Annotated in this window: 5 protein-coding genes; 4 read left to right on the top strand and 1 reads right to left on the bottom strand. The window is 71.4% G+C overall.

The window, feature by feature from the left end; translation table 11 throughout:
* Positions 1 to 266: 266 nt before the first annotated feature.
* Positions 267 to 728, top strand: a complete 462-nt coding sequence (locus tag DJ73_RS12865; RefSeq protein WP_094524711.1) for a hypothetical protein — start codon at positions 267 to 269, stop codon at positions 726 to 728.
* A gap of 62 nt (positions 729 to 790) precedes the next feature.
* Here the strand turns inward: DJ73_RS12865 and DJ73_RS12870 are convergent, their stop codons facing one another.
* Positions 791 to 1,069, bottom strand: a complete 279-nt coding sequence (locus DJ73_RS12870; RefSeq protein WP_094524712.1) for an acylphosphatase — start codon at positions 1,067 to 1,069, stop codon at positions 791 to 793.
* Positions 1,070 to 1,187: 118 nt separating this feature from the next.
* Between DJ73_RS12870 and DJ73_RS12875 the strand changes: the two genes are divergently transcribed.
* The 3 genes from DJ73_RS12875 to DJ73_RS12885 form a co-directional block, all read left to right on the top strand.
* Positions 1,188 to 2,753 (top strand): phosphomannomutase, encoded by a 1,566-nt coding sequence (locus DJ73_RS12875; RefSeq protein WP_094558155.1) that lies wholly within the window; start codon positions 1,188 to 1,190, stop codon positions 2,751 to 2,753.
* A 154-nt stretch (positions 2,754 to 2,907) separates the two neighbouring features.
* The gene (locus DJ73_RS12880; RefSeq protein WP_094558156.1) at positions 2,908 to 4,068 is read left to right on the top strand and encodes a BMP family protein; all 1,161 of its coding nucleotides are present in this window, start codon (positions 2,908 to 2,910) and stop codon (positions 4,066 to 4,068) included.
* A gap of 128 nt (positions 4,069 to 4,196) precedes the next feature.
* Positions 4,197 to 5,427, top strand: a 1,231-nt coding sequence (locus tag DJ73_RS12885; RefSeq protein WP_094558157.1) for an ABC transporter ATP-binding protein, incomplete at its 3' end; no start/stop codon positions are given.

A 5,427-nucleotide genomic window follows, 5' to 3' on the forward strand; every position in this document is an offset into this window, starting at 1 on the left:
CTCGCGGCTGCCCCTTCGAGTCCCACCCGACCGCAACTCGACTGCAGCCTCGCGCCTCCCCAGCCTCGCCGCGGCCGCCAATGGCGGCCGCGGGCTCCCTCGCGCGTGCGGTTCGCGGCCCGAGGGGCCGCTCACAGGCACGCGCCGCCGCACTGCTCATTTTTATAAGCGTCAGTGCCGGCGTTCGCCCTTCTTATAAACCGCGTCGCCGGCCACCGGCTCCCGCCGGCGAAACGCACACGTCCCCTCGGTCCGTACGGATCCGCGTGTACGCCGGACTGAAAAACACCCCCTGTTGCCTCTGCGGTCGCGACGACACCCACACCCGGATCGCGGTGCCGCCGCGGGCGCTCACGCTGATGGAGAACGGCGGCCCCATCTCGTGGCGCGACGTGGTCGAGACGGTGACGATCCGCTTCTGCGCCGACGACTGGGAGCTCGTGAGCGACCTCGCCATCGAGATGGACGCCCACCCGCTCTCGCGGTGCAACGCGGCGCACGTCTCGCTCGACCTCCGCGAGGACCACGAGGCCCTGCTGTCGGCGGTGAAAGGCGAAACCGATCAGACCGAGCTGGAGTCACGGCTGGCGGCCGAGGCCGAGGCGACGCTCGACGCGGTCGACGACCCCTACACCGAGGAGCGCGACGTTGTCGAAGCGATCGTGGTGTTGCGCGCGCTGGAGGAGCTGGGCGTCCGCGACCGTCCCGGCGATCGAGTCACGCCCTAGGACGGCGAGCGGTCCTCGCGCGACGAGCGGTCTTCGCGCAGCCAACCGTCACCGTTCGTCGGTCACCACCGCACCTCGAACCCGTCCAGCCCCTCCGGCTCCTCGTACGTCGCGTCGACGTCGTCGACGTCGGCCGCCTTACTCCCCGTCTCGCACCACGCGACCGTCTCCCGGACCGCGTCCTCCGGTCCCTCGAAGACGGCCTCGACGCGCCCGTCGTCGAGGTTGCGCACCCAGCCGTCGACCCCCTTCTCGCGGGCGGTGTCGCGGGTCGTCGCACGGTAGTAGACGCCCTGCACGCGTCCCGAGACGTACACGTGCGCTCGCCTGCGGTCGGACATACGCCGAGCGTGGGCCCGCCGCGGTCTTAAACGCGACGCCCGACGCCCGAGGCGTTGCGGCCGCGGTCGACGGCCCGCAACCGACGACTTCTAACGAACGGCCGCCGACACCGCGGGTATGGACCTGTTCGGAACCGCGGGGATCCGCGGAAGCGCGACGGAGCGGGTCACCCCCGAGCTCGCGCTCGCGGTGGGACGCGCCGTCGCGGCGGAGATACGGCAGGACGCTGAGACCGACGGAGAGGGGTCGACGGCGGACGACTCGCGCCCCGCCGAAATCGCGCTCGCCCGCGACGGTCGCGTGACCGGGCCCGCGCTCGCGGCGGCGATGGAGTCGGGGCTCGCGTCGGGCGGCGTCCGCGTTGTGCGCGCGGGGCGGCTCCCGACGCCGGCGCTCGCGCACGCCTCGCGGGGGCGGTACGGAGTCATGCTCACCGCCTCGCACAACCCGCCGACCGACAACGGGATCAAGCTGTTCCGCGACGGCAGCGAGTTCGACCGCGAGGCCGAGCGCGCCGTCGAGGAGCGCGTGGCGGGCGAGGCGCCGCCGGCGGCGTGGGACGCGTGGACCGAGGCGGAGCGCGTCGACCCGCTCGACGGGTACCTCGCCGACGTCCGCGCGTACGCGGAGCGGTTCGGCGCCCCGCTCGACGGGCTCCGGGTCGCGGTGGACTGCGGGAACGGGATGGCCGCGCCGGCGACACCGACCGCGCTCCGCGAGATGGGCGCCGAGGTCGTCACGCTCAACGGGAACGTCGACGGCCACTTCCCCGGGCGCGGGAGCAAGCCGACCCCGGAGACGCTGCGGGACCTCCGGGCGTTCGTGGCCGACGCCAACGAGGGCGTCGCTGACCCGGGCCGCCGGACTGTGAGCGACGACGACGCCGAGGGCGGCGAGGGCGACGGGAACGACGACCCGGAGGGGTTCGCCTTCGGGATCGGGCACGACGGCGACGCAGACCGGATCGTCATCGTCGACGCCGACGGCGAGGTCGTCCACGAGGACACCGTCCTCGCGATGCTCGCGGAGCGGTACACGCGAGAGAGCGACGCCGCCGACCCCGTGGTCGTCACGACGCCGAACGCCTCGGGGCGGATCGACGAGCGCGTCCGCGAGGCGGGCGGGCGCGTCGAGCGAGTGCGCCTGGGCGCGCTCCACGAGGGCATCGCCGCGGTCCGGAATGACGCGACCGAGGCCGGCGCCCTCGGAGAGGCGGGCGCGGTCGGAGAGGCGGGCGCCGCCGGAGAAGTTGGAACCGACACCCGCGTCGTCTTCGCCGCGGAGCCGTGGAAGCACATCCACGTCGGCCTCGGCGAGTGGATCGACGGCGTCGCCTCGGCGGCCGTGATCGCTCGACTCGTCGCCGACGAGGGGCTCGACGGCCTGCGCGAGCCGATCACGGAGCGCCCGTACCGCAAGGCCAGCGTCGACTGCCCGGACGACGCCAAGACCGGCGCGATGGAGCGGCTGGAGACGGCGCTCCCGGAGGCGTTCCCCGGCGCGACCGTGGACACCGACCACGGGGTGCGCCTGGAGTTCCCGGACGCGTCGTGGACGCTCGTCCGTCCCTCGGGCACGGAGCCGTACGTCAGGGTGTACGCCGAGAGCGACGACGTCGCCGACCTGATCGCCGACGTCGAGCGCGTCGTCGCCGAGGCGGTGGCCGCGGTCGAGAACGCGTAACCCGCCGGCCGCCACGGACACGTCCGGGGGGTGCTGAAACGCGGGGCGGATCGACCGAATCGGCGACGTGGCCTCCGTCCTTCTCCGAGAACGGCCGCTCTCGGGCGCCGAGAGCGACGAATTTATGCCGTGTTCCCACTCCCTTGTACCTGACATGGTATCCGACCTCGATCGGCGGCGGTTCGTCAAGGCGGCAAGCGCAGCGGGCCTCATCGGCCTGGCGGGCTGCAGCGGCGGCCCGAGCGACGACGGCTCGGACGGCTCCGACGACGGTTCTGACGGGTCCGACGGCTCCGACGGGATGGACGGCAACGACTCGGAGGACGGGTCCGACGGCGAGGACGGCGGGAGCGGCCCGGCGGCGAACGTCGGGATGGTGTACGCGACCGGCGGCCTCGGCGACGGGTCGTTCAACGACCAGGCCCAGCAGGGGGCGATACAGGCGGAAGACGAGCTGGACATCTCGTTCCAGGAGGCGCAGCCGGACGAGGTGTCGCAGTTCAGCACGTTCCAGCAGCAGTTCGCGGAGTCGACCGATCCGGACTACGACCTGGTGTGCTGTATCGGCTTCCTCCAGGCCGACTCGCTGTCAGACACGTCCGAGTCGTACCCGGACCAGGACTTCATGATCGTCGACTCGGTCGTCGACGCGGACAACGTCGCGAGCTACACGTTCAAGGAACACGAGGGATCGTACCTCGGGGGCCTGATGGCGAGCCTGCTCACCACCCGCGACTTCTCGGCGGGCGCGGGCTCGACTGCGGGCGACTCCACGAACGTCGGCTTCGTCGGCGGCGTCGAGTCCGACCTGATCCGGAAGTTCCAGGCCGGCTTCGAGGCGGGCGTCGCCGCCGGCAGCGACGACGTCGACGTCAGCGTCAACTACACCGGGAGCTTCAACGACCCCGCGGCGGGTCGCGAGGCGGCGACCGCGATGTACAACAGCGGCGCCGACATCGTCTACCACGCCTCGGGTAACACCGGAACCGGCGTCTTCCAGGCCGCGCAGGAGCAGGAGAAGTTCGCCATCGGCGTCGACCGCGACCAGTCGGTCACGCGCCCCGACTACGCCGACGTCATCCTCGGGAGCATGGTCAAGCGCGTCGACACGGCCGTCTACAACGCGATCGACGCGACCGTCGACGAGGAGTTCCCGGGGGGCTCGAACGTCGCGCTGGGCCTCGACAACGAGGGCGTCGCGCTCGTCTACGGCGACCAGCTCGGCTCCGAGATCCCCAGCGACGTCCAAGACGAGGTCGCGACCGCGCGCGAGGACATCATCGCCGGCGACATCGACGTCCCATCGGAGGTCTAACGCGGCGCGACGTCGACGTTCCCTCCGAGATGTAGCGCTCGGGACAGGTACTCCGGTCCGGTGTACCGCCCGGACCGGAGCATATCCAAACATATTCACCCGCCCTCAAACCAGAGGGTACTAGACCAATGGCCACAGCCGTCCACCTCGACGGGATCACGAAGCGGTTTCCCGGGGTCGTGGCGAACGACGACGTCGACCTCGAAGTCGAGCGCGGCACCGTCCACGCCCTCCTCGGCGAGAACGGGGCCGGCAAGACGACGCTGATGAACGTTCTTTACGGCCTCTACGAACCGACGTCGGGGGAGGTACGGCTCGACGGCGAGCCGCGCGAGTTCGGCTCGCCGCGGGACGCGATCGACGCCGGGATCGGGATGATCCACCAGCACTTCATGCTCGTCGACCCGATGACCGTCACCGAGAACATCACGCTCGGCAACGAGCCGCGGAAGTGGGGCGGGCTCGCCGTCGACCGGGCGGGATCGCGCGAGGCCGTCGTCGACCTCGCCGACCGCTACGGGTTCGACATCGATCCCGACGCGCGGATCGAGGACGTTTCCGTCGGCGAGCAGCAGCGCGTCGAGATCCTGAAGGCGCTGTACCGCGGCGCCGACACGCTGATCCTCGACGAGCCGACCGCCGTGTTGACCCCCCAAGAGGTTGACGAGCTGTTCGACGTGCTCACCGAACTCACCTCACAGGGCAAGACGATCATCTTCATCACCCACAAGCTCGGCGAGGCGATGCGCGCGGCCGACGAGATATCCGTCCTCCGAGACGGACGGAAGGTCGGGACCGTCGACGCGGACGCGACCAGCCAGGAGGAGCTCGCGGAGCTGATGGTCGGTCGCGAGGTCCTCTTGGACGTCGACCACGGGACCGCGGAGACGGGCGAGGTCGTCGCCTCGGCCTCGGACGTCGTCGTCGAGGACGAGCGCGGGGTTCGCGCGGTCGACGGCGTCTCGTTCGAGGTCCGAGCCGGCGAGGTGTTCGGGATCGCCGGCGTGGACGGCAACGGGCAGTCAGAGCTCGTCGAGTCGGTGACCGGCCTTCGGACCCCCGACGCGGGCGAGATCCGGTTCCGCGGCGAGGACGTCACGACCGCCTCGCGGCGGCAGCGAATTGAGGCCGGCATGGCGTACATCCCCGAGGACCGGCAGGACCGCGGCCTCGTGATGGAGTTCGACCTGGTCGAGAACGGACTGTTGGGGAGCCAGCACGGCCGCGAGCTCGCCTCCAACGGTCGGATCGACTGGCCGAAGACGCGGGGGCACGCGGAGGCGATCATCGACGAGTACGACGTCCGACCGCCGGACGCCGACGCCGAGGCGGAGTCGCTCTCCGGCGGTCGGACGTCGT

The sequence above is a fragment of the Halorubrum sp. Ea1 genome, from assembly GCF_002252965.1.
Lineage (GTDB): Archaea > Halobacteriota > Halobacteria > Halobacteriales > Haloferacaceae > Halorubrum.